Annotated in this window: 17 protein-coding genes; 5 read left to right on the top strand and 12 right to left on the bottom strand. The window is 50.1% G+C overall.

Annotation, left to right across the window (positions count from 1 at the left end):
• Nucleotides 1-383: 383 nt before the first annotated feature.
• The gene (gene pssA / locus ACSV5M_RS16555; RefSeq protein WP_439177473.1) at nucleotides 384-1,253 is read right to left on the bottom strand and encodes a CDP-diacylglycerol--serine O-phosphatidyltransferase; all 870 of its coding nucleotides are present in this window, start codon (nucleotides 1,251-1,253) and stop codon (nucleotides 384-386) included.
• 86 nt (nucleotides 1,254-1,339) lie between these two features.
• Entirely contained in the window at nucleotides 1,340-2,356 is a 1,017-nt protein-coding gene (ilvC, locus tag ACSV5M_RS16560) for a ketol-acid reductoisomerase (protein ID WP_439177475.1), read from the bottom strand.
• Between the two features lie 146 nt (nucleotides 2,357-2,502).
• On the opposite strand from ilvC, the gene ilvY reads away from it, so the two are divergent.
• The gene (gene ilvY / locus ACSV5M_RS16565) at nucleotides 2,503-3,402 is read left to right on the top strand and encodes an HTH-type transcriptional activator IlvY (RefSeq protein WP_439177477.1); all 900 of its coding nucleotides are present in this window, start codon (nucleotides 2,503-2,505) and stop codon (nucleotides 3,400-3,402) included.
• A 49-nt stretch (nucleotides 3,403-3,451) separates the two neighbouring features.
• On the opposite strand, the gene ilvN is transcribed toward ilvY, so the two are convergent.
• The gene (ilvN, locus tag ACSV5M_RS16570; protein ID WP_087466590.1) at nucleotides 3,452-3,943 is read right to left on the bottom strand and encodes an acetolactate synthase small subunit; all 492 of its coding nucleotides are present in this window, start codon (nucleotides 3,941-3,943) and stop codon (nucleotides 3,452-3,454) included.
• A 1-nt stretch (nucleotide 3,944) separates the two neighbouring features.
• Entirely contained in the window at nucleotides 3,945-5,681 is a 1,737-nt protein-coding gene (locus ACSV5M_RS16575) for an acetolactate synthase 3 large subunit (RefSeq protein ID WP_439177478.1), read from the bottom strand.
• Between the two features lie 483 nt (nucleotides 5,682-6,164).
• Here ACSV5M_RS16575 and ACSV5M_RS16580 point away from each other — a divergent pair, with 483 nt between their 5' ends.
• Nucleotides 6,165-6,599 (top strand): DUF4124 domain-containing protein, encoded by a 435-nt coding sequence (locus ACSV5M_RS16580; RefSeq protein ID WP_439177480.1) that lies wholly within the window; start codon nucleotides 6,165-6,167, stop codon nucleotides 6,597-6,599.
• A 49-nt stretch (nucleotides 6,600-6,648) separates the two neighbouring features.
• On the opposite strand, the gene clpB is transcribed toward ACSV5M_RS16580, so the two are convergent.
• The 3 genes from clpB to rluD form a co-directional block, all read right to left on the bottom strand.
• Complete coding sequence (gene clpB, locus ACSV5M_RS16585) at nucleotides 6,649-9,330, bottom strand: ATP-dependent chaperone ClpB (RefSeq protein WP_439177481.1); 2,682 nt, start codon at nucleotides 9,328-9,330, stop codon at nucleotides 6,649-6,651.
• A 146-nt stretch (nucleotides 9,331-9,476) separates the two neighbouring features.
• On the bottom strand, nucleotides 9,477-10,244 hold the full coding sequence (gene pgeF, locus ACSV5M_RS16590) for a peptidoglycan editing factor PgeF (RefSeq protein ID WP_439177482.1): 768 nt from the start codon (nucleotides 10,242-10,244) through the stop codon (nucleotides 9,477-9,479).
• Between the two features lie 9 nt (nucleotides 10,245-10,253).
• Nucleotides 10,254-11,216, bottom strand: a complete 963-nt coding sequence (gene rluD, locus ACSV5M_RS16595; protein ID WP_439177483.1) for a 23S rRNA pseudouridine(1911/1915/1917) synthase RluD — start codon at nucleotides 11,214-11,216, stop codon at nucleotides 10,254-10,256.
• 204 nt (nucleotides 11,217-11,420) lie between these two features.
• On the opposite strand from rluD, the gene ACSV5M_RS16600 reads away from it, so the two are divergent.
• Entirely contained in the window at nucleotides 11,421-12,326 is a 906-nt protein-coding gene (locus ACSV5M_RS16600) for an outer membrane protein assembly factor BamD (RefSeq protein ID WP_439177485.1), read from the top strand.
• Nucleotides 12,327-12,378: 52 nt separating this feature from the next.
• On the opposite strand, the gene ACSV5M_RS16605 is transcribed toward ACSV5M_RS16600, so the two are convergent.
• Nucleotides 12,379-14,007 carry an NAD+ synthase gene (locus ACSV5M_RS16605; RefSeq protein WP_439177487.1) on the bottom strand — a complete coding sequence of 543 codons (1,629 nt, stop codon included), beginning with the start codon at nucleotides 14,005-14,007 and terminating at the stop codon, nucleotides 12,379-12,381.
• A 190-nt stretch (nucleotides 14,008-14,197) separates the two neighbouring features.
• Here ACSV5M_RS16605 and ACSV5M_RS16610 point away from each other — a divergent pair, with 190 nt between their 5' ends.
• A complete protein-coding gene (locus tag ACSV5M_RS16610; RefSeq protein WP_439177489.1) occupies nucleotides 14,198-15,805 on the top strand; it encodes a sensor histidine kinase in 1,608 nt (535 codons plus the stop codon).
• 42 nt (nucleotides 15,806-15,847) lie between these two features.
• Nucleotides 15,848-17,230: a sigma-54-dependent transcriptional regulator gene (locus tag ACSV5M_RS16615; protein WP_439177491.1), complete on the top strand. Its 1,383-nt coding sequence runs from the start codon at nucleotides 15,848-15,850 to the stop codon at nucleotides 17,228-17,230.
• Between the two features lie 11 nt (nucleotides 17,231-17,241).
• On the opposite strand, the gene ACSV5M_RS16620 is transcribed toward ACSV5M_RS16615, so the two are convergent.
• The 4 genes from ACSV5M_RS16620 to ACSV5M_RS16635 are packed head-to-tail and all read right to left on the bottom strand — an operon-like array spanning nucleotide 17,242 to nucleotide 23,758.
• A complete protein-coding gene (locus tag ACSV5M_RS16620; protein ID WP_439177493.1) occupies nucleotides 17,242-17,652 on the bottom strand; it encodes a type IV pilin protein in 411 nt (136 codons plus the stop codon).
• An 18-nt stretch (nucleotides 17,653-17,670) separates the two neighbouring features.
• Entirely contained in the window at nucleotides 17,671-22,065 is a 4,395-nt protein-coding gene (locus ACSV5M_RS16625) for a pilus assembly protein (RefSeq protein ID WP_439177495.1), read from the bottom strand.
• A gap of 26 nt (nucleotides 22,066-22,091) precedes the next feature.
• Nucleotides 22,092-22,679 carry a pilus assembly PilX family protein gene (locus ACSV5M_RS16630; RefSeq protein ID WP_439177497.1) on the bottom strand — a complete coding sequence of 196 codons (588 nt, stop codon included), beginning with the start codon at nucleotides 22,677-22,679 and terminating at the stop codon, nucleotides 22,092-22,094.
• A 26-nt stretch (nucleotides 22,680-22,705) separates the two neighbouring features.
• Complete coding sequence (locus ACSV5M_RS16635; protein WP_439177499.1) at nucleotides 22,706-23,758, bottom strand: PilW family protein; 1,053 nt, start codon at nucleotides 23,756-23,758, stop codon at nucleotides 22,706-22,708.
• Nucleotides 23,759-23,772 lie beyond the last annotated feature (14 nt).

Here is a 23,772-nt window from a genome sequence, read left to right on the forward strand (position 1 = left end):
GTTAAAGAACCGGCGAGGGCAGCGCCTCCAACCGTGGGATGCGAATTATACGCATCATTTGTTTCTTGGCAAGCAAAATTTTTAACTTTTTTTGCTGCCGGGTCACGTCGCTTTCCGCCTCAGCGTTCCGCTCCATTTCCCTTCTCCTCACTCCAAGGAGGCGCGCATTATACACATTCGCTTTCGCTTGTAAACACTTCATTTCACTCAAGTTTTACAAGCCGGTCAACTCGTCCTTTCTCAACCGCTCCCCGTCTGGAGAGGCGCGCATAATACCCGCTTTATCGCACCGCGCAACTCCTTTTTACAATTATTTTTTGGGGTGAACATTTAACAAACAAATCTGATTAACAAGCGGACATTTTGCGCACTTATACAACGGTTTATTGGTCCCCATCTGTATGGCGACGGCTAAAAATGAGACTGCGTTTACGCCATAGCCACAAAACCGGAGCCGACAGACCATAAAGAATCGAGATCGTAAGCAACACACTGGCCTGGTCAATCAACAAAACAGCAAATACAAATACGATCAGCAACATGACCACAAAGGGTACCCGGCCACGCAGATCAAAGTTTTTAAAACTGCTATACCGAAAATTGGACACCATCAACAATCCCGTCAACGCTGTGATCAGTGCTGCAGGTATTGCTGCTAACTCACCCATTTCACTGTTGTGCCAGGTCCAAACAATGCTGGCAATAATGGCAGCAGCAGCCGGACTTGCCAGACCGACGAAGTGCTTTTTATCGACAATACCGATCTGAGTGTTAAAACGAGCCAAACGCAGAGCCGCACAGGCTGCATAGATAAACGCAGCTGCCCAACCGAGCTTACCCAAATCGTGTAATGACCAACTGAACATAACCAGGGCCGGCGCCAAACCGAAAGACACCATATCCGACAAGCTGTCGTATTGCTCACCAAACGCACTGGATGTGTTCGTCAAGCGAGCAACCCGCCCGTCCATGCCATCGAACACCATCGCGATGAAGATGGCTATGGCTGCACTATCAAAATTGCCGTGCATGGCCGCGATAATGGCGTAAAAGCCAGCAAAGAGGGCGGCCGTGGTGAATAAATTTGGTAGCAGGTATACCCCCCGATGGCGCACCTTCTGGCCATTCTCGGAGACCTCTTCAACATGTTCATCAAATGGCAATAAACTTTCGTTTTCCCTTGATTCCTGCCCCTTTGTTTGCTCTGTCTCTTGGTTTGTCATACTTAGCCTCTTATTCTGCGAGAGCGACATTGTACACACGTGGCGCACTGACGCACCCAATAAAAAACGCGGCCTTAGCCGCGCTTTTTATTGTGACATCAATTGGGACCACGAAATCAGTTCTTGGTTTTGTCAATAATCTTGTTCGCTTGAATCCAAGGCATCATGGCGCGGAGCTTGGCACCCACTTGTTCAATTGGGTGGGCAGCATTATTGCGACGATACGCGGTCATTGAGGAATAGTTGGTCGCACCTTCCATGATAAATTTCTTGGCGTACTCACCATCCTGAATATCTTTCAACGCCTGACGCATCGCTTTGCGCGACTCATCATTGATCACCCGCGGGCCAGTTACATACTCTCCATACTCAGCATTGTTTGAGATGGAGTAGTTCATGTTGGCAATACCGCCTTCGTACATCAGGTCCACAATCAGCTTCAATTCGTGCAAACATTCAAAGTAAGCCATCTCCGGCTCGTAGCCTGCTTCGACAAGCGTCTCAAAGCCCGCTTTAACCAACTCAACACAACCACCGCAAAGTACCGCTTGCTCACCGAACAAGTCGGTTTCAGTTTCATCTTTAAAGGTAGTTTCGATGATGCCAGTACGACCGCCGCCAACACCTGATGCGTAGGACAACGCCAGATCTTTTGCCTTGCCGGATGCGTCCTGATAGATCGCAATCAAGTCCGGAATGCCGCCGCCTTTCACAAACTCGGAGCGCACTGTGTGGCCTGGCGCTTTGGGTGCAATCATGATTACATCCAGATCTGCACGAGGTACTACCTGGTTGTAATGAATAGCGAAGCCGTGAGCGAAAGCCAAAGCAGCGCCTTGCTTGATATTTGGCTCAATTTCTTCTTTATACAGACGCGACTGGAATTCATCCGGGGTCAAAATCATGACGAGGTCTGCTGATGCTACGGCAGAAGGCACGTCGGTCACTTTCAAGCCATGCGCTTCAGCTTTCTTGACCGTTGCAGAACCCGGACGCAGGCCAACAACAACATCCACACCAGAGTCTTTCAAGTTGCACGCGTGAGCGTGACCCTGGGAGCCATAACCGATAATGGCGACTTTTTTGGATTGAATAATGGAAAGATCACAATCTTTATCGTAATAAACGTGCATGACTGACTCCTGAATAAGGTGAGCACTGAGGATTGCCACGCCCATCCGGAGAGGCCGCAGCACTAAAAGGGCCGCTAGTGTAGAAAATTTCTCGTATGGCGTAAAATGATATATTCGCAACTTAATGATGCACAAATCGCAATATTATGGATATCGCCAAACTCAAGCTCTTCTGCGCTCTTGCCAATACACTCCATTTCGGACGGGCGGCGGCCGCCAGCCATGTCAGCCCATCGACTATCAGCCGTAGCCTTAAACAGCTCGAGGATGATCTAGGAACAATCCTGTTTGAACGCAATAATCGTTCGGTGGCGCTCACTCATGAGGGGCAAAGCTTTCTTCTGTTCGCACGGGAGGTGTTGCAGCAATGGGATACATATCAAGAGTCACTGTTAGCCCAAGCCGACCAATTGCGCGGCCAATTAAGTATTTACTGCTCTGTCACCGCCAGTTATAGCTTTCTCTTCGATATCCTGACTGAATTTCGCATCAGCCACCCGGGGATTGCGATTAAATTACATACGGGCGACCCGGCCCAGTCCATTGAGCGGGTATTAGCGGGCAATGAAGACATTGCGATCGCGGCCAAACCGGACAAACTTCCCGCAGGTATCAGCTTTAAATTGATCGCACGCTCACCGTTGATTTTCATTGCGCCGCGTAATGACAAAACCTGGCACCCTCCCACGTCCACTGCACGGGATTTTTGGCAAACCATTCCCATGATCATCTCCGAGGAAGGGCTTGCACGAGAACGCCTGGACGCATGGTTTACTGCACAACAGATCCGACCCAATATTTATGCTGAAGTAAAAGGGAATGAAGCCATTGTCAGTATGGTGAGCCTGGGTTTTGGTGTGGGGGTATTGCCAAAGATTGTGCTGGACAACAGTCCCTTGGCGGATCGGGTGCAGGCATTAGATCACCAACCGGATCTGGGGCCTTATGATCTGGGTATTTGCGTGATGGAAAAACGGCTCAGGAGTCCGATCATCAGCGCCTTTTGGCAACAATTGCCGGCAGAGGACCTGGCGATAGAAGAATAAAAAAACCGACCAGCGTTCACTGATCGGTTTTTTGAGGAGCAAGACAGACTTATAAACTCAGCACTTTCTCACCGCGAGAAATTCCGCTGACACCGGTACGCACCACTTCGAGAATGGCCGCGTCACCGACCGCTTGCAAAAACGCATCCAGCTTATCGCTCGCCCCAGTGATCTGGATGATGTAGAGCGAACTCGTTACATCCACGATCTGTCCGCGAAAGATATCCACGCAACGCTTTACCTCGGCACGCTGCGCGCCCGCCGCCTTGACTTTTACTAACATCAGTTCACGTTCAATGTGAGCACCTTCGGTCAAGTCAACCAGCTTCACCACATCAATCAACTTATTCAGATGCTTGGTGATTTGTTCAATCTTGTGGTCATCACCCAAGGTCGTCAGTGTTAAACGCGATAACGTAGGATCTTCCGTGGGCGCTACAGTCAAACTCTCGATGTTGTAACCGCGCTGTGAAAACAAACCGACAACGCGAGACAATGCACCGGGAGCATTTTCCATCAATACAGAAATGATACGTCTCATATCAGGTACGCTCCGTCTTACTCAGGTACATGTCACGCATGGAGCCATTGGGGGCAACCTGCATCGGATAAACATGCTCGGATTGATCCACCATGATGTCCATAAATACCACCCGGTCTTTCAATGCAAAACACTCTTCCAGTTTCGCCTTGAGCTCTTCTTTTTTGGTCACGCGCATACCGACATGGCCATATGCCTCAGCCAGTTTAATAAAGTCGGGTAACGAATCTTCGTAAAGGCTTTCGGCATAGCGGCTGGAGTACTGCATATCCTGCCACTGGCGCACCATTCCCAACGCCTGGTTGTTCAGGCAAATCACCTTCACAGGCAGATGATATTGAGTACAGGTAGACAACTCCTGAATACACATCTGGATACTGCCTTCGCCGGTTACGCACACCACTGTGGCATCACGATGAGCAATCTGCACCCCCATAGCGGCGGGCAGACCAAAGCCCATGGTGCCAAGGCCACCGGAGTTAATCCAGCGACGCGGCTTGTCAAACTTGTAGTACTGCGCCGTAAACATCTGGTGCTGACCTACGTCTGACGTCACAAATGCATCGCCTTGGGTGACGTCCCAAATGGCTTTGATTACATCCTGGGGCTTAATCAGTTCGCTGGCCGTGTCATAACGGGGTTTGGTGTAAATACCGTGCCGCTCGCGCCACTCATTGATCTGTTTCCACCAGGCCGCAATGGCCTCCGCATCCGGACGTTCATCAGTTTCCTGAATCAATGCCAGCATCTCGCTCAAAACACTATCGACTGCACCGACAATAGGTACATCCGCAACAACCGTTTTGGAGATAGACGCAGGATCTATATCCACGTGGATAATCTTGGCGTTAGGGCAGAATTTGCTCACCGTGTTGGTGACGCGATCATCAAAGCGCGCGCCGATAGCCAGGATCACATCGCTGTGGTGCATGGCGGTATTGGCTTCAAAGGTGCCGTGCATCCCCAACATGCCCAGGAAGCGCTTGTCCGTCGCCGGGTAAGCCCCCAACCCCATGAGCGTATTGGTGCATGGAAAGTCGAGCAGTTGAACCAATTGCGTCAGCAATTCAGAGGCATTGCCCTGCACTACACCGCCACCGGTATAAATGACCGGGCGCTTGGCGCCCAACAACAATTGCACCGCTTTCTTGATCTGCCCCGAGTGGCCACGGGTTGCCGGTGTATAGGAACGGATTTTGACCTTGTCCGGGTACTCATAAGGAAAGGTCTGGGCCGGATGGGTAATATCCTTGGGCACGTCAATCACAACCGGGCCGGGCCGGCCAGTAGCAGCAATGAAATAGGCCTTTTTGACGATCTCGGGAATTTCACTGGCGTGCTTGACCATAAAGCTGTGCTTTACGATCGGGCGGGAGATACCCACCATATCGGTTTCCTGGAAAGCATCCTCACCGATTAAATGGCTTTGGACCTGGCCAGAGATGACCACCATAGGAATGGAATCCATATAGGCAGTGGCGATGCCGGTAATGGCATTGGTCGCACCGGGACCGGATGTCACCAGCACCGTACCCACTCGACCGGTGGAGCGTGAATAAGCATCCGCCATATGGGTGGCGGCTTGCTCGTGGCGCACCAGAATGTGCTTGACATCTTGCTGCCTGAAAATAGCGTCGTAGATATGCAATGCAGCACCGCCCGGGTAGCCGAAGATGTATTCAACACCTTCGTCTCGCAACGCGCGGATTAACATATCTCCGCCTGAGAGCATTTCCACTTTGATTCCCCTTTAAAAACGTAAATTGCGCAAGTTACAGGAGTAAGAGTTGCGCGATAACAGAAATGGCAACGCACAGGTCCGACTTTACCCCAATGCGGGAGTCGCCCTGTGCATCATCGACAGTGTGATTAACCAGATTCCCCTGCCCCCGCGCGGGTAGCGATTGCGGTGGCCAGCAGGGCAGACGTCGTCGGTGGACGCGCCTTCGCGATTGCGAATGGTTCGATAAGCGGGTGACTTACCGGAAGCAGACTGTGGTGCCGAGGTTATCGACTGGATCTACAAGCCATCTTGCGAACTGGCAATTTTGGCAAGATAGTCACCAAAGTCAAGGGAAGATGCGGAGATTTTCCTGATTCCAGCCATTTCACCGCCGGTATTAGACTGGCAAACTGTCACAGTTTCCAGCTTTCCTGTTCCGCTATTTGCCCATAAGCAGCTATAGTTGATGCATTACCCGTAAAACAATGAGTCTTATCCATGAAACGTTTGTTTGTCTTCGCTCTTTGTATGGCCAGCCTGACACTGGCGGGCCAGGTGTTTGCCGCCAAAGTCTATAAATGGGTTGATGAAAATGGTGTTACACATTTCAGTGAGCACCCACCCAAAAACACGCAAACTGAAGTTATCAAGCCAAAAACCGGCCACAGCGAACCGGTCAATTACGAATCAGCCACGCCCACAAATAACGCGGACGCTGCGGCAGTCGCTGCACAAAAACAGGCTGAAGGAAATGTAGCACAAGCGTTAAAAGATCCCACCCGCTGCGCCGCCGCGCGCAAGAACATGGAGACATTGCAGAATTTCGGACGCGTCAAGGTCAAGGGGGAGGACGGTTCATTTCACTATCTGACTCCCGAGGAACAACAGGAGCGTATACAGTCGACGCAACAAGCTATTGATGAAAGCTGTTAATACCGAGCGCCGAATGAAAAAGGCCATCTTGCGATGGCCTTTTTTGTTATCAATGCATCCGTTTCTCGCCAAGGAGTTCCGCTTTACTACGGGAAAAAACCAACTTATCGCCTTTTAATCCCGCAAAGATCGTGTCTCCTGGCATGAACTTGCCGGCCAGTATTTCCTGAGCCAAAGGATTTTCAACCTGCTGCTGGATAGCTCGCTTTAGTGGACGGGCACCGTAGACCGGGTCAAAGCCAGCCTTGGCTAATTTATCCATCACCTCGTCATCCAAATCCAGACTCAAGTCGCGCTCAGCCAGACGTTTGCGCAACAGGTCCAACTGGATATCGGCAATACCGCGAATCTGCTCGCGCCCCAGTGGGTGGAACACAACCACTTCATCAATCCGGTTGATAAACTCGGGACGGAAATGCCCGGTAACAACCTCCATCACGGCATCCTTCATCGCGTTGTAACGATTCTCGTTGTTGATGGAATTGTTGGCATCATCATTGAGCAGACCGTCAAAGCTCACTGTGTCAAAAGATTTATCTTCGGCCAGCTCCTGGATGCGGTCTGAACCTAAGTTTGAGGTCATAACAATAACTGTATTGCGGAAATCCACGGTCCTACCCTGGCCGTCGGTCAAACGACCGTCTTCCAGTACCTGAAGCAAAATGTTGAAGACATCCGGGTGCGCCTTTTCAACTTCATCCAGCAACAACACCGAATAGGGTTTGCGCCGCACCGCTTCGGTTAGATAACCGCCCTCCTCATAACCCACATAACCGGGGGGTGCCCCGATCAAACGAGCAACGGAATGCTTTTCCATAAACTCGGACATATCGATACGTACCATGGCATCCGAGGTGTCGAATAAAAATTCTGCCAAGGATTTACACAATTCCGTTTTACCCACCCCGGTCGGGCCGAGGAACAGGAAAGACCCATTGGGTCGATTCGCATCGGAAAGTCCTGCACGCGAGCGACGTACCGCATTCGCGACAGCAACAACCGCCTCATGCTGGCCGATCACGCGTTTATGCAAGGCGTCTTCCATGCGCAACAATTTTTCCCGCTCGCCTTCGAGCATCTTGGATACTGGAATGCCGGTCCACTTGGAAACCACTTCGGCAATTTCTTCTTCCGTGACTTTATTGCGCAGTAACTTCATCTCCATCATCTCAGCCTGGCTGGCCATGTCCAATTGTTTTTCCAGTTGCGGAATAATGCCGTACTGCAACTCAGACATCCGCGCAAGGTCGCCTGCACGACGCGCCGATTCCAGATCCAGGCGAGCCTGCTCCAAATGGCTTTTAATTTCATGAGAGCCTTGCAACGCCGCTTTTTCAGTGCGCCAGATCTCCTCCAGATGCGCATATTCGCGTTCGAATTTCGCGATATCCTGATCAATCTTTTCCAGGCGTTTTTTGCTGGCTTCATCTTCGTCTTTTTTTACCGCTTCGCGCTCAATCTTCAATTGAATCAAGCGGCGCTCAAGGCGGTCCAGCTCTTCCGGCTTGGAGTCAATTTCCATACGGATACGGCTGGCGGCTTCGTCAATCAAATCGATAGCCTTGTCGGGCAACTGACGATCCGTGATGTAACGCTGAGACAATTTTGCGGCGGCAATAATCGCCGAATCGGTGATGTCGACGCCGTGGTGAACTTCGTAGCGCTCCTTTAATCCGCGCAGGATAGCAATGGTATCTGCCTCGTTAGGTTCGTCGACCAATACCTTTTGGAAGCGGCGCTCAAGGGCTGCGTCTTTCTCAATAAATTTCCGGTATTCATCCAGGGTGGTCGCTCCAACGCAATGTAATTCGCCACGCGCCAGGGCCGGTTTGAGCATGTTGCCTGCATCCATCGCGCCCTCCGCCTTGCCGGCGCCGACCATAGTATGCAATTCATCAATAAACAGAATGACCCGTCCTTCCTGCTTACTGAGTTCGTTAATAACCGACTTAAGCCGCTCTTCAAACTCACCGCGAAATTTCGCTCCAGCCAAGAGTCCCCCCAGGTCCAGGGCGAGCAGACGTTTATTCTTTAAGCCTTCCGGCACTTCACCGTTGATGATGCGCTGGGCCAAGCCTTCCACGATTGCCGTTTTGCCCACACCTGGCTCGCCGATCAGGACCGGATTGTTTTTGCTGCGCCGTTGCAACACTTGAATCGTACGACGAATTTCGTCATCGCGACCGATCACCGGGTCCAGCTTTCCGGCCTCGGCGCGCGCGGTTAAATCCACCGTATACTTCTCCAATGCCTGCCGGTTGCCTTCAGATTCTGGATCATCCACCGTTTCGCCACCCCGCACCTTGGCCACTGCTTGCTCAAGCCGTTGCGTGTTGCCAAACTCTTTCAACAATTTGCCGATCTGGCTGTCACCGTCGTCCATCGCCGCCAGTAACACCGCTTCACTGGAGATGAATTTATCCCCGGCCTTTTGCGCACGACGATCCGCCAGATTCAATAAACGCACCAACTCCTGGGACATATTGACGTCCCCGGTGGGGTTCTTGATACGCGGCAACTGTTCCAGTGTTTTTAGCAATGCATTACGCAAACCCGCGACGTCAAACCCCGCCTGGCTAAGCAGGAGACGCACCGTACCTGCCCCTTGCTGATCCAACATTGCCTGGAGCACATGCAGTGATTCCAGTTGGCTGTGGTCCCGCCCAATGGCCAGGGATTGCGCATCAGATAAAGCGGTTTGTAATTGGTTGGTCAGGCGATCAATACGCATGCTTACCTCGAATGAATAAGTCGGGAAAGAATGACTTCAAAATGGGGACACCATGAGTGAAATCAAGCAAGGTTATGGTGCCGAACCGTGACCAGGTAGTCGTTGCGGTATATCAACGAAACAAAAGATACGCTAGTGAGTGAGCATTACGAGTCAGCCAACCAGATCAGGCTCGCCATTCGGCCTGTGGTTTTATCACGGCGATAGGAAAAAAAACGATCGCTATCGGCGTAGGTGCAATAGTCGCCACCGTAGATAGCACTTACGCCAAGAGCATTGAGTTCAGCGCGTGCCAAGGCGTAAATATCGGCATAAAAGTGCAATGGGCGCAGTCCGGGTTTGAACGCCTGGGCGATATCGTCACTGTGCTGGGCGTTGCGGGCCATCTTGAAGAACGCTTCAAGCACTTCGATCCCGACTTCAAAATGCGGTTGGGAGATGGCTGGACCGAGATAAGCCATGAGCTGCGCACTGGGACCGCTAAATTTTTGCAGCGTGCGCGCGATGATGCCTTTGGCCAAGCTGCGCCACCCGGCATGGATCGCAGCAACCTGGGTGCCCTGTTGGTCACAAACCAGAATCGGCAGACAGTCAGCGGTCATGACGACACAAGCCAACCCCGGTTCGGCGGTGTAGCAGGCGTCGGCTGTTTTTACCTGGCCACCCGCCTGGGCCATGGCCACTTTGACGCCATGGACTTGTTCCAGCCATTGCGGCGTCTTTTCAAGCCCAAGAGATTCGCACAGATGTTGACGGTTAGCCGTTACCGCTGCGGGCACATCGCCCACATGAAACGCGAGGTTATTACTCTCGTAAGGTGCCTGGCTGACACCACCCCGGCGGGTAGTGATGCACGCGCGCACGGTGGAGGGCAAGGGCCAGTTCAACGTGAGAGAACCTCCAGCGCTCATCATCCGCCCGCCTTAGTCTTCGTCGTTATAACCATGCTTGAGCGCATCCAGCAGTTGCTGAAAATCATCCGGCAATGGACTAGACCATTCGCAATAGTCACCGGTGTCCGGATGTTCCAGGCCCAGGGTCGCTGCATGCAAAGCCTGGCGGGGAAAGTGTTTCAGCACATTGATCAAGTGATCATTAGCGCCCTTGGGAATCTTGAAACGCCGCCCGTAGGTTGCATCACCCACCAACGGAAATTGGATGTGCGCCATGTGAACACGAATCTGGTGGGTACGGCCCGTTTCCAGGCGAACCCGGATATGAGTGTGGTGAGGGAAACGATTCAGCACCCGATAGTGAGTGACTGCCCGCTTACCGCCATGACTCAATACCGCCATCAATTTGCGCTGAGTTGGATGGCGTCCCATCGGCGCATCAACGGTGCCACCACCGGTCATCGCGCCTACCGCTACCGCTTCGTACTCCCGACTGACGGTGCGATCTGCCAGTTGCTCAACAAGATCGGCGTGGGCCTGCAAGGTTTTGGCGACTACCATCAGGCCGGTGGTTTCCTTATCCAGACGATGTACGATACCGGCACGGGGTACGTTGATAAGGTCCGGGCAATGATTAAGCAAAGCATTCAACAGGGTGCCAGTCTGATTACCGGCGGCGGGATGAACCACCAGCCCTGCCGGCTTGTTGATCACCATCAGGTGATCGTCTTCATAGACGATATTGAGGTCGATAGCTTCCGGCTCCCAGGTGCCCTGCGCTTCCAGTTCAGCCCGTAATTCAAGGTGTTCGCCGCCGATGAGCTTGTCTTTGGGCTTGGCAGTGCGCCCGTCCAGGGTCAATTGGCCATCGCGAATCCAGGTCTGCAAGCGCGAACGGGAGAAATCGGGGAACAACTCCGAGGCCACTTGGTCGAACCGCATGCCGCCCATCGTGAGCGGAACCTGGGCGCTGTGTTCAAGCACTTCTTTCATTGCGTAGCAAAACCTCTGACTAAAAAAGTCGCCCAGCTTACACCATGAGCGATCCAAAAGCTGGAGCCGGAATAAAAACCACTCATAAGGACCAGCAACACAGAACGGTGATTGCCACTTTGGTATCGGCAAGCTCTGTGTTTAAATACCCGCCGCCAGTCAATGGCGGCACTTTCCTGAAACAAGATGCGAGTTTAAACCACTATGCGTGTTATGCACTTCCTGCTACTCAGCGCCCTGATCTTGCTGACAGCCTGCTCCAGCACCCCGAAAGAGCCCGAGTACACCACGGAGGCGGATCTCTATAATGCGGCCACTACCCAACTGAATCGCAGCCAGTGGGAAACCGCGATTAAAAACTTGCAGACCCTTGAAGAAAACTTTCCTTTTGGTACCTATGCCGAACAGGCCCAGTTGGAATTGATCTACGCCTACTATATGTCCAATGACCCGGACGCCGCCATTGCGACGGCCAACCGCTTTATCCGCCTGCATCCCCAGCACCGGAATGTGGACTACGCCTACTACATGATGGGGCTAAGCTCGTTCACTAAAGACAAAGGGATGTTCGAACGGGTGTTGCCCACCGACCTGACCATGCGCGACCCGGGTGCTGCACGCGAATCCCTGGCTAATTTTTCCCAGTTACTGAATCGCTATCCTGACAGTGCCTACGCTGCCGATGCCAAGAAACGCATGCTTTACCTGCGTAACCTGCTGGCCCGCTATGAAATCCACGTGGCTAACTATTACTTCAAGCGTGGCGCCTACCTCGCTGCCACAGCCCGCGGTCGCTATGTCCTGGAGAATTACCCGCGCACACCGGCCATTCCCGACGCCCTGGCTGTGATGGTACAAGGCTATAAAGAGTTAAAGATGGAAGACGCTGCCGAGCAGATGCTCGCCATTTTGCGCACCAACTATCCCAACCATCCCGTACTCGACAGCAATGGCCAGTTCAATGACAGATTTCGCTACGGTAGCGACGAGCGTTCCTGGATCAGCCGCTTGACCTTTGGCTTGTTCGACAAGCGCGACCCACCAGGCTTTGATACCCGGGACCTCTACAATCCTGAGTACCAGAAGCCAGCGCGACCTGATCGCAGCTGATAAAAAAATCCGGGCAAGCCCCGGATTTTTTTCGTCCATCACAAGTGCCTGGTTATTCGCCCGGCTTCCAACCGGAGGTGATAGGATAACGGCGATCACGGCCGAAACCTCGCTGGGAAATACGAACCCCGATAGGCGCCTGCCGCCGTTTGTATTCATTGACATCCACCAGGCGCACCACTCGCTCCACCGTCGCTCGGTCAAACCCCCGACTGATGATGGCTTCAGCGCTGTAATCCTGTTCCACATACAACGCAAGAATCTGATCGAGGATCTCGTAGGGTGGCAGGCTGTCTTCGTCCTTCTGGTCAGGAGCCAGCTCAGCCGAGGGCGGACGACTGATAACAGTCGACGGAATGACTTCATTCAACGTATTGCGATAACGAGCCAGCTCAAATACCAGGGTTTTGGGCACATCCTTCAAGGCATCAAACCCGCCCGCCATATCACCGTAGAGTGTTGAGTAACCCACCGCCATCTCACTTTTATTGCCCGTGGTAAGAACGAGATAACCCTTTTTGTTGGAGATCGCCATCAGCAGCACCCCGCGACAGCGAGCCTGAAGGTTTTCTTCCGTGGTGTCGCGCGCTGTGCCGGCAAACTCCTCGTGCAGAGCCGCCATGAAGGCCTCATACATCGGCTCAATGCTGATGGACCCGTAACGCACACCCAGCCGTCGCGCCTGCTCTGCAGCGTCGTTTTTACTGAGGTCAGAGGTGTAGCGAAACGGCATCATCACTGCTTCAACTCGATCCGCGCCCAGTGCGTCCACGGCAACGGCCAAGGTCAATGCTGAGTCAATACCGCCAGACAAACCAAGCACGACGCCCTTAAAACGGTTTTTATTAACGTAATCGCGCATCCCCAGAACCAGTGCCTGGTATACCGAAGCCAAGGGGTTTAGTAAGGGAGTCAGCTCTTGCTGCGGTATCGAGGCGGTTGTGCCAGTCACATCAAGATTCAGTGCAAACAAGTTTTCCTCGAAATTGGGAGCACGAAAGCAGACTTGCCCTTGAGCATCCACCGCCACGGAACCGCCGTCAAAAACCAGCTCATCCTGGCCGCCGACCAGATTCGTATAGACAATTGGCATATCCCCCTGTCGGGCGCGAATGGCCAACAATTGTTCCCGCTCCTGCTGCTTACCCTGATGGTAAGGCGAGGCATTGAGGTTGAACATCAGTTTCGCCCCCGCCTCTTTGGCCTGTGCCATCGGCTCCGGGTGCCAGATATCTTCACAGACACTCAGTGCGACAGACAGTTGCCCGAGGTAAAAAATACCGGGGCGGGCACCCTCGTCAAAATAACGCTCCTCATCGAATACCTGATAATTAGGCAAACGCTGTTTAGCGTACTCAACCAGCCATTCACCGTCGCGCATCACGCCGGCCATATTGAATACTCGCCCACCCTTCACACGCGGATAGCCAAATACCAGAGCAATCGGTAACTTCTGCGCCTGAATGTGGGTGAGTGCCCGCTCAATACGCGGAGCCAAACTTGGGCGTAATAACAGGTCCTCTGGGGGGTAGCCGGTTAACGTCAATTCAGGAAAGATAATGACATCGGCGTTGTGTTCATCAATGGCCCGGCGGGCGGCAGCAAGAATCAGCTCGGTATTGCCGGGGATATCCCCGACGAGGGTGTTGATCTGGGCCAATGTGATTGTCAGGCGTGGCATAAGAAAAGGCTCTCCAAAGGTATCGAAGCAGCTGGCGTCAAATACATGAATGGCGCGACTGATACAGAACCGGCAACAAGGGTATAGTACGCAGGGACGCGCATTGTCGGATAATCCGGTCGTTTAGGCAAAAACTGATTTTTAACCGCCAAACCCAAACGCAATACCAACATAAGATCGATGAGATTCAATGAAAGCATTTGCCCCTAATTCGCCCACCTATAACCCTTATGACTTACTGCGGGTCTACACCTATTACCGCACGCTTTTGGGTGCTGTACTGCTGTTGATGTTTCAAGGCGACATCGCCCGGAACGTGTTAGGCAACGATCACCCGGATATCTTTTTTTATACCTCCGCCAGCTATACCTTGATCAACTTCATCAGCCTGATCATGTTTTGGCGGGTACAGTTTCTGCCCTCACAGAAACAGCTGTTCAGCCTGTTGTTTATTGATCTGGTAGCCATCATCTTGCTGATGTACAGCAGCGGAGGCATCCTCAACGGCCTCGGCTATTTATTATTGGTGGCCGTCGCCGCGGGCGGCATGTTGTTACGCGGACAGATCGCTATTTTCTTTGCCGCGCTGGCCAGCATCGCGGTCATTTCGGAAAGCACCTATCGGTACTTCACTTCATCGCTCGACAATAAAGCTTTCTTTTCGGCAGGGTCTCTCGGCGCACTAATCTTTATCATTGCTATTGCGTTTCAATACCTGACCCGCAAAATCCGCAGCAGCAATGAAGAGGCAATTGCACAGGCGCAGCATGTCGAACATCTGCAAAAACTGGCGCAAATGATCGTCGAACGTATGCGTACGGGGATTGTGGTATTTAATAAACATCGCGGGATAGAATTATTAAATAATTCGGCGCGCAACCTCCTGGGGTTGCCGCCGGAGCAAACCTCTCGCCTCAGCCTGCGCGACGTACCTGCATTGGACCACAAGGTAACGCAATGGCAACAAGCAAAAAAACAATACTCACCTATCCTGAAGATTGATAACGGATTGAGCGATGAAGTAAAAATTAATTTCGCTCCACTGGAATCCGATGAAAATACTGATACCTTGATTTTTGTGGAAGATAACCGGGCTATTGCGCAACAAGCGCAGCAACTTAAATTAGCCTCTCTGGGCCGGTTAACCGCAAGCATTGCCCATGAGATCCGCAATCCCCTGGGCGCAATCAGCCATGCCAGTCAATTGCTCGGCGAGTCGGAAACCATGTCGACTCATGATCAACGTTTAATTGAAATCATCAACAGTCATTGCAAACGCGTCAATCAAATTATTGAAAATGTGTTGCAACTATCCCGCCGCCGAATGGCGCAACCTCAACAGGTGCATCTGAATAGCTGGATTGAGCGTTTTATGGAGGAGTACAAAAACAGCCGGGCAGAGCCTGTGGATCTGAAAGTCATCTGCCTGGAACCCAATATTGTCGGCCAGTTTGACCCGGGCCAGTTACATCAGGTTATTAATAATCTGTGTGATAACGGCTTGCGCTACAGCAAGATCGCCGGTGGCAGAGCCAGTGTCATTCTTGAAATCGGCGTCGATGAAAAATTACAACGCCCCTATATTAATGTAATAGACAGCGGCCCCGGCATCGCGCCGGAAAACATGAAGCACCTGTTCGAACCTTTCTTTACCACCGAGAATACCGGCTCGGGTTTAGGGCTTTTTATTTGCAAGGAACTTTGCGAAGCCAATCAGGCTTTTATACACTACCGTCGCACAGAAGACGGCAGCAGTTGTTTTCATATACAACTGGCACACCATGAACGCGCTCTATAAAGCTTCAGGGCAAAAATAAACGTATTACACGATGGTATTGTTATGAGCAACAAACGCGCACTGGTTATTGATGACGAACCGGACATTCGCGAACTGCTGGAAATCACCCTGGGCCGCATGCAGATCGACACAGATAGTGTCGCCAGCGTTAAAGAGGCTCGGCAATATCTCGCCCAGCGAAACTATGATCTCTGTTTAACGGATATGCGCCTGCCCGACGGCAACGGGCTGGAACTGGTGGAATTTATTCAGCAACACCATCCTCGTTTGCCTGTTGCGGTCATTACAGCCCACGGCAGTGTGGATACCGCGATTGAATCGATGAAAGCCGGCGCCTTTGATTTTATTACCAAACCGGTGAACCTCAGCACGCTGCGCAAACTCGTTTCCACCGCGATTCAATCCAGTCAACTACCGCCGGCAAAAATGCCCAGCGACACCTTAATTATCGGGCAATCTTCTGCTATTCAGGACCTCACTCGTAGTATCCAAAAACTCGCGCGCTCTCAAGCACCGGTGTATATCAGTGGCGAATCCGGTTCGGGCAAAGAATTAGTGGCGCGCTCAATCCATGAGCTCGGCCCGCGCGCGCACAAACCCTTTATTGCGGTTAACTGCGGTGCAATTCCCCGAGAATTAATGGAGAGTGAATTTTTTGGCCACAAGAAAGGCAGCTTTACCGGCGCACACCAGGATAAACCCGGCTTGTTTCAAGCAGCTGAAGGCGGCACACTCTTCTTCGATGAAGTTGCCGATCTGCCACTCGATATGCAGGTAAAACTCCTGCGCGCCATCCAGGAAAAATCCGTGCGCGCCGTCGGCTCCGCCGAGGAGATAACAACCGATGTACGTATTCTTTGTGCAACGCACAAAAGTCTTGAAAGAGAAGTCCAGGAGGGCCGTTTTCGCCAGGATTTATTCTACCGCCTGAACGTTATCCAACTCTCTGTTCCCGCCCTGCGCGAGCGTAGACAAGATATCCCTCTACTAGCCAATCATTTATTAAGAAAACTTGCTGAAGCTGTCAACCTGCCACCACCTCATTTATCCAATGATGCATTGAAGCGACTGAACGACTACGGCTTCCCCGGCAACGTACGCGAACTGGAAAATATTCTGGAACGTGCATTTACCTTGAGCGACAGCGATGTTATTGAAGCAGAAGACCTGCAGTTGCATGGCGAGCAATCATTAAAAATAAACCCGGCAACACATAAATCCTCAAGCAGCAATCTCGTTGACTACCCGGCCCGTTGCGCGGAATACCCATCGTTGGATGATTATTTACAAGATGTCGAGAAAGATATTCTGTGTAATATGCTGGAGCAGGTGAAATGGAACAAAACCCTAGCTGCGAAGCAGCTAGGGATTAGTTTCAGGTCGTTGCGGTATCGGTTGCAGAAGTTGGGGTTGGATGAGGATTGATGTATTAATAACTACCAACAGTTTGCAGCATCAGAGCCTGTTGCTCCTCGAGCACCAGAGTTATCCAACGTAAAGGTTGTACACTTAGCATCATTCGCTTGGGCACCCACAGGTGTCGCGGTTAAGGTGTATGTGTTCGCCAAGATCACACCGGTTATAGAGTAGTATTCCTCTGGTGAAATAACCTCTGCACCGTCAGCCATCGAGGTGGCCACCGCGCAATTAGCATGATTATAGACGCTGTAGGCAGTAAAGCACCGTTGCAACCGCTGCGCCGTATCATTCAAAGAAGCTTTAGCATCAGCTCGATTACTTTTTCTTACTGACTCCATATACGATGGGTAGGCAATACCGGCAAGTATCCCAAGTATTGCCACCACAATCATTACTTCTATTAACGTAAAACCATTGTGCTGTTTCATATAAAACCCTTTTTGCCGCTATCTTAATTGTCGCCAAGTCATCCGCCCTAATGCATCACCAGGCAAACAAACTGTTCTACTGGACGTTGAGCCATCCGAACCGCTACTCACTATAGTTGCGGGAGAGGTCCCATCAGGACATGGACCATCGTCAGGCTCGGGCTCAGAGCCTTCATCATCATCGTCAGAATTATCGATAATTCCTAACCCTAGATCACCAAGTATCAAATAATCGTTCTTGATGTTCTCGTCCAATAAGTAATTCCCCGTATATTTGTCACCAACAGCTGTTACTTGCATCAGCCAGCTTGTTCCACCATAGTTGCATGGCACATCTGACGGAATTAACGTAGCAAAAATAAGACGGTCATAAAGCAACAACGCTTTGATGGTGACTTTCTCGCCATTTTCAACATTAAAATCAAGATACCATCCGCTATCAACAGCCCAATCAGGCTCATTATTAGTAACAGTACGGACACCATTAGTCTCTGCAATTGTTTTCTGATGCAAATTACTACGATTAATATCTACAGCAGTCCCGGTATCCGCTATAGCATAAAAACTATGTATAGGTGATGCATTCGTCTGGTTATCGCTTATATCAAAATATTTACCTGTGCCAACGTACACCATTACTGCGTTATTTTTCAGAGCATTTCTTCCTAGCGTAGGAGGAGCACTAATAGGCTGAGCATTACCATCCTCGTCTACAGCCTGGAAAAGTTTATAGGCAACATCCCAATCATCCTCATCATCACTAAATAAATCAAACTTCCAGATATTACCACTTAGGTCTCCCGCATAACCCCACTCGGCTTGGCCAAGACCGTTAGGCATAAGCTCTGGCGCTGATAAACCAATCCCCTCTCCAGTGCTGATAACTTTAGTTCTGGTACTGTATGGATCCTCGACATCTACAACAAAAAGATGCGAGCCACCGGCCTCACTGCCATTACCAAAGACTACAGCCCAACGATTATTCTTCATTGGAACAATCAATGGCTTACCCATTACATAACCCAGCTCTGGATACTGACCTAGAGCTTGGTTTCTTGTAGCACTGTATTTGAGCTCAAAAATAACTTTAGGTGCATCATCAGGATTCGTAACATCCAAAGCGAATATACTTCGCCCACCGGCACCCAATGATCCCACGGCAATGGTGCGCCATTCACCTGTACCATTGCCATCAGTATCGATAAAAACATCACCAACTGTCACAGGTCCGTCAACGATATACTGATGCGGATTATCGCTGCGACCATAGTTAGGGAACGTCAGATCGGCCAATTTAGGATAAGCACCTTCCGGCACATAAGAATAAATAGGTTCAAGGGTGTCGGCCTCAAACGCATGAAACATCCCATCATTCGCACCAACAAAAATTCTTGGCTCATATCCTCTTTTAACTTGCAAAAACGCGTTATATGAATTGCCGCCTACAGGCAGTCGGCTATAACGCATATCTCTACCACCAGCATAAACTGGACTTGAATTAATGATATCTCCCAACAAGCGTTTGCGTGCCCGGAGACCACCAACCCCCTCATTCGTCCTATCGCCTTTTATCCAATTAAAGCGTTTCTGAGCATTCACATCATCCGTTTCTCCACCGATACGCAAAGATAGTTTTTGCGCAGCTGTCAGGTTAGCCCAGGTAAACGCCGATGCCGTATTCCAGCTACCTGTCGTAGTGCTGGTGTAGATACTGCGACCTGAATCGCTTGTGGGCATCGTGCCATTCGTACTTAGATCAGCCGTGCCAGAGAAACTGGCATTGGCACCAAATGCATAACCAAGTATCTCTCCACTCCAGTCTTCGCTATTGAATCTGGCTTGATAGAGATAATCACCTTCAGAGAGTCTAGTAGAGTTAGTCGCCACCGCAGATGCAGAGCCAACATCAGCTGCAACGCTTTGGAATGCGGTTCTTAAGGACTCCTCAAGGCGACGCGGATCGGTAGCATAAAAATACGTGTCTTGAGGATCTCTTGCTGCAATCGCAGCACTCAACATCTCATCTGTAAGCGTGGTGCTCTCTCCCAAATCTATATCTTCAATAAAATCATCCGAATATCCACCCCATTTGGCCGCATAGTACAACGGTTGCTCCAACGGTAGAGTGGTCGACGTCCCCAATATGTACGTATTCGTTGTAGCTGCGTTGTCTGTTTGGCAATTATTACAACCGTTAATGACTGCGCCTGCAGGTGCAGCCTGTGCTGCCCTTGTAAAACCATTCATACCGGAATGAACCTGAAAGCCATCAGAGGTAGTTCCACTGATCACATAACCAAAGCCCATTGGATCGCCACTGGATTGCGCGATAACATCCGTTGTCACTCTCACTACCGTCGGAGTTACCTCATAGTTAATAATGCCCCACATATCCTGATCAAAGTCACCACCTTGTTCGCTATCTTCCCAGTTCACATAAAGTCTACCTGCCCGAGTCAACACTCCGTTCACAGTCGTTTCCGTTTGACTCACAATCTTAAAGTCAACAATTGCGCAGTTTGCATCATTCGGGCTAGTTATGCGATTGCGACACGCGGGAAGAATAGTCACTTTATTAGTAGTACTACCTGGTACAGGAATAGTTATCCTTGGGACCGCTGGCGCTAATGCCACACCATATGTCCTTACCGTTTGGTTATTTGTTCCTGCGGTAACACCAGTCAAAGGAATACCATTTTTACGCGCGTGATATGCCAAGCCAGCAATTTGATAACCCCCTTCCAATCTGGGCGAATCAGGACATGTACCACGAGCAGCCGACAAGCTCCCCACAGTTTTAGCTGTACACAATTGGTTACCATCATCAGCACCAGTTCCGCCTATGACTTGACCAATAAACCGCGAGGAACCATTAATATTTTCACCGCTTCCCACAGCATTTGTTAGCGCATCCAAATTACTAATACCTATGTCACTTGCGCCGCCCAATTGATTCCAGTCATACGAACTGGTCGATGCGTTAAATTGAATAACACTCAACGGTGCACAATAGTTCGTATTATTAATTGGCCTAACCCAGGTAGCAGAATTTAATCCTGATATACGAGAGGAATCGTTCGCGGCAAATCCCGTCGTTGCTGTTGCCCCTGACAAATAACGCAATGACTCCAAATATATTTCCGATTGCGGATTTCCCCAATTGGAACAATCGCCATCAGCAAAGGAACTCCTGGCCCAAATGCAGTTATCACTACCAGTCGCGCTATGATAAGTGCCATCATCAAAACGATAACCATATATTTTCAAACGGTTTAACGTACCAATAATACTTTGCGTAGGAATAGTAAAAGTACCATCATCCAAATCAATCTCATTTGTCATACTGCCTATATTTTTTCGCAGCACACCACCCGATTTATTTGCACCATATGAGCCGGTTAATAAGCCGAAATAAATATCATCTTTTTCACCAAACTCTTGCAGTAGCCCAGTCGGCTTATAAGTCTCGCCATACAAACTACAATTTTCATTATTTGTGTCATTAATCAATGTATCATTAACACATGTTCTAACCCGAACCAAAAAATCTCTTCCGCCCAAGCGGTTGTCAGCCGTTGTTGGACTATATGAATAAGCGTTAATACCACTCAATGTCGGCTGGTTATCATTTGTACCCTGTCCCCAACGGCATTGCCAACGTTCGTTACTTGCCCACAAAGAGAAGTTTCCTCGCGCCACCCTCATACGTGGAGCACCATTGTCAGACTGGGACAAATTACTTCGGTTAGTCGGTTCAGTCGTATTACAAATCGTTATACCGGAAGCACTAGTATTCGCCCCTTTAGTAATCCCCCCCCTTGAAGATGAAGTATCAAACGGAGTCAATTTGTCTATATCACTTCCGTTGTAGTATTTTGCAAACGCGTGAGCATCTTGCGGCAAGTATGCTCTCTCCAATATTGTCATCGCGCCGGTATCGGTTGAACGTAACCCACCATAAAGAATTTTTCGCACAGCATCTATGCGGGTCATTGTGGCCCAATTCAGAAAGTTACCGCTCCATTCATTTGTTGTGGAGCCATTATTACAGTATCTGCCGCTATTTCCGGAGATAACACCAAAACCACTCGGATTGAATCGACCATTCGTTGCGTCGTATGTATAGCATTTCTGGCTATCAAAATAACCATAGTAATCATAGGTATTTTTGTAAGTTGTATCAGCAAAACCATCGTCGTCTAAGTCCGAATAATCATCATAGGCTTTGAAAAACAGTTGATGATCATTAGACATGTTTAACATCATTAGAGGTCGCACGGGAGCAGTCAAAAAGAGTGGTGCCTGTGCAGGTGCAGCCATCACACTGTGTGTAATACCCAATGACATCAAAGCAGTGAATAATGCTAATGGTGTTTTTATCTTTACTATGGATAATAAATTTTTAATTCGCATGGGATAACTCCCCAACTCTTCTGATATTAATCGATGAAGTACGTTTTGTAGGTCGACTGAAGAACAACTTCGGTGGTATCAGTACCCCCCAGGGCTCGACTGGTAACACGGAAATAATCCGGCTCAGGCACCTGGTTCCCCTGATTAATACTACCTATTCCTATAGCACTGCCGTCAGCCGCAGCCACCTCACCTATAGGAAGCGACATTTTTTCTATGACATACCTTGGATTGTTCACCAAGCCGGGCGCATTGGTTTCCAATGCGTTAACAACATTGTTATTTACCGCCAGCCATTGCTCAGCCTGCCAAGTGCTAACAGGAGTGCGCGGAGCTCCGGGAACATTCAGGTCCTCCCACAAACCATTTCCTGAAAACGGATTCCCCACCAAACCATCCACAGTGCTCTCTGCCAATCGCAGCCCCGACTCGGTAGTCTGGAAAGCGATATTGCGATCTCGCATATTCCCCGCCATCAACTCTTGCATACCGCTGCCTCGAATTGAAGCCAAGCCAACTACTGTAATTAACAACAACATAATTAAGCCGACGATTAATACTGCCCCCGTCTCAGCCCTAGGATAAATTACGTAAGTGCTCTGTTTATTGCGCATACACCGCTCCACGTATGTCTTTCTCTTTAAGGAAGCCTGCTGCGAATACCAACTGTATTCACAAAAACTTGTCGCATGCGACGATCCAACGGATCAGGCATTCTTTCTGGAGTCCCAGTTGGAAATATAAACGACTGCGGTTGATCCAATACATTATCCTGAACGCTACGAACTAGCAGCTCTATTCTCACACTAACCACCGGATTTTCTGTATCAGTCCAAGCGGCGGCGGGTAGCGTTGCTGCATCCTGAAAAACTGATGGGGAGTTGCTACGACTGTATGTCAGGTGCATGTCCTCCACCCCCTCCAGCAACTCAAGAGGTGCATCATTGTTGATTTTTTGATACAAAGAGGGCTCCTGGGATACATTACTGGCAGCTATGTAGTAGACGATATTATTTACCGTCAGAACCTCAGCGCCTGGACCAAATATCGGATCAGGATTCGCCGCCGCCCCCCAGGAAACCATTGCATTACCGGGTGTTCCAGCGGCGGCGTGAGCAATATTAATGACCAGTCCCGCATCCTGTACATTTGTTGCCTGAAAGATTCTAGCTTTAACGCAATCTGACACAATCAAGATATCCCCATCACATATACCACTATAACTTGTTGTGTTTCCTGGACATGCATTAGCAACAGCTCCTGTATCCGTTATAAATAATTGAGCAGCACTATTATTCTGCGCAACTGCAGCATTATTTCCATTGGCACTTCTAATCACGAGCACATCGGTATTGGCTAAGGGGGCAGGATTTAAATTGGATGCCGGCGGCGCCGCTGTATAGCCTTCAATGCCCACGTCCATTCGGTAATAAAAACCGTTTGCCGAATTCAAAGTATTCGCTATCTGAGGATTTGAACGGTCAGTACAACCCAGGTAACCCGCCATACGAATATCTCTCGATAAAAACTCAATAGCAAACCTACCAGTCTCCTGAATACGAGAAATACCTTGCTGGGTAGAAAAAGAAATGCGGCTGGTAATAAACATCTGAACAACACCAGTCATCAAAATAATTCCTATTGTGATAGAAATCATTAGCTCAATTAAAGATAACCCTTGCTGCTTACGCATGTGTAGCAGTCCTC

Source organism: Cellvibrio sp. ARAG 10.3 (assembly GCF_051846955.1).
Lineage (GTDB): Bacteria > Pseudomonadota > Gammaproteobacteria > Pseudomonadales > Cellvibrionaceae > Cellvibrio.

Bases quoted from the DNA above. Each gene is read 5' to 3' on its own strand.
- ACSV5M_RS16610 (WP_439177489.1), top strand. From the start codon at position 14,198: ATGAAAGCATTTGCCCCTAATTCGCCCACCTATAACCCTTATGACTTA.
- ACSV5M_RS16605 (WP_439177487.1), bottom strand. From the start codon at position 14,007: ATGCCACGCCTGACAATCACATTGGCCCAGATCAACACCCTCGTCGGG.
- ACSV5M_RS16600 (WP_439177485.1), top strand. From the start codon at position 11,421: ATGCGTGTTATGCACTTCCTGCTACTCAGCGCCCTGATCTTGCTGACA.
- pgeF (WP_439177482.1), bottom strand. From the start codon at position 10,244: ATGATGAGCGCTGGAGGTTCTCTCACGTTGAACTGGCCCTTGCCCTCC.
- clpB (WP_439177481.1), bottom strand. From the start codon at position 9,330: ATGCGTATTGATCGCCTGACCAACCAATTACAAACCGCTTTATCTGAT.
- ACSV5M_RS16635 (WP_439177499.1), bottom strand. From the start codon at position 23,758: ATGCGTAAGCAGCAAGGGTTATCTTTAATTGAGCTAATGATTTCTATC.
- rluD (WP_439177483.1), bottom strand. From the start codon at position 11,216: ATGAAAGAAGTGCTTGAACACAGCGCCCAGGTTCCGCTCACGATGGGC.
- ACSV5M_RS16630 (WP_439177497.1), bottom strand. From the start codon at position 22,679: ATGCGCAATAAACAGAGCACTTACGTAATTTATCCTAGGGCTGAGACG.
- ACSV5M_RS16620 (WP_439177493.1), bottom strand. From the start codon at position 17,652: ATGAAACAGCACAATGGTTTTACGTTAATAGAAGTAATGATTGTGGTG.
- ACSV5M_RS16615 (WP_439177491.1), top strand. From the start codon at position 15,848: ATGAGCAACAAACGCGCACTGGTTATTGATGACGAACCGGACATTCGC.
- pssA (WP_439177473.1), bottom strand. From the start codon at position 1,253: ATGTCGCTCTCGCAGAATAAGAGGCTAAGTATGACAAACCAAGAGACA.
- ilvC (WP_439177475.1), bottom strand. From the start codon at position 2,356: ATGCACGTTTATTACGATAAAGATTGTGATCTTTCCATTATTCAATCC.
- ilvY (WP_439177477.1), top strand. From the start codon at position 2,503: ATGGATATCGCCAAACTCAAGCTCTTCTGCGCTCTTGCCAATACACTC.
- ilvN (WP_087466590.1), bottom strand. From the start codon at position 3,943: ATGAGACGTATCATTTCTGTATTGATGGAAAATGCTCCCGGTGCATTG.
- ACSV5M_RS16580 (WP_439177480.1), top strand. From the start codon at position 6,165: ATGAAACGTTTGTTTGTCTTCGCTCTTTGTATGGCCAGCCTGACACTG.
- ACSV5M_RS16625 (WP_439177495.1), bottom strand. From the start codon at position 22,065: ATGCGAATTAAAAATTTATTATCCATAGTAAAGATAAAAACACCATTA.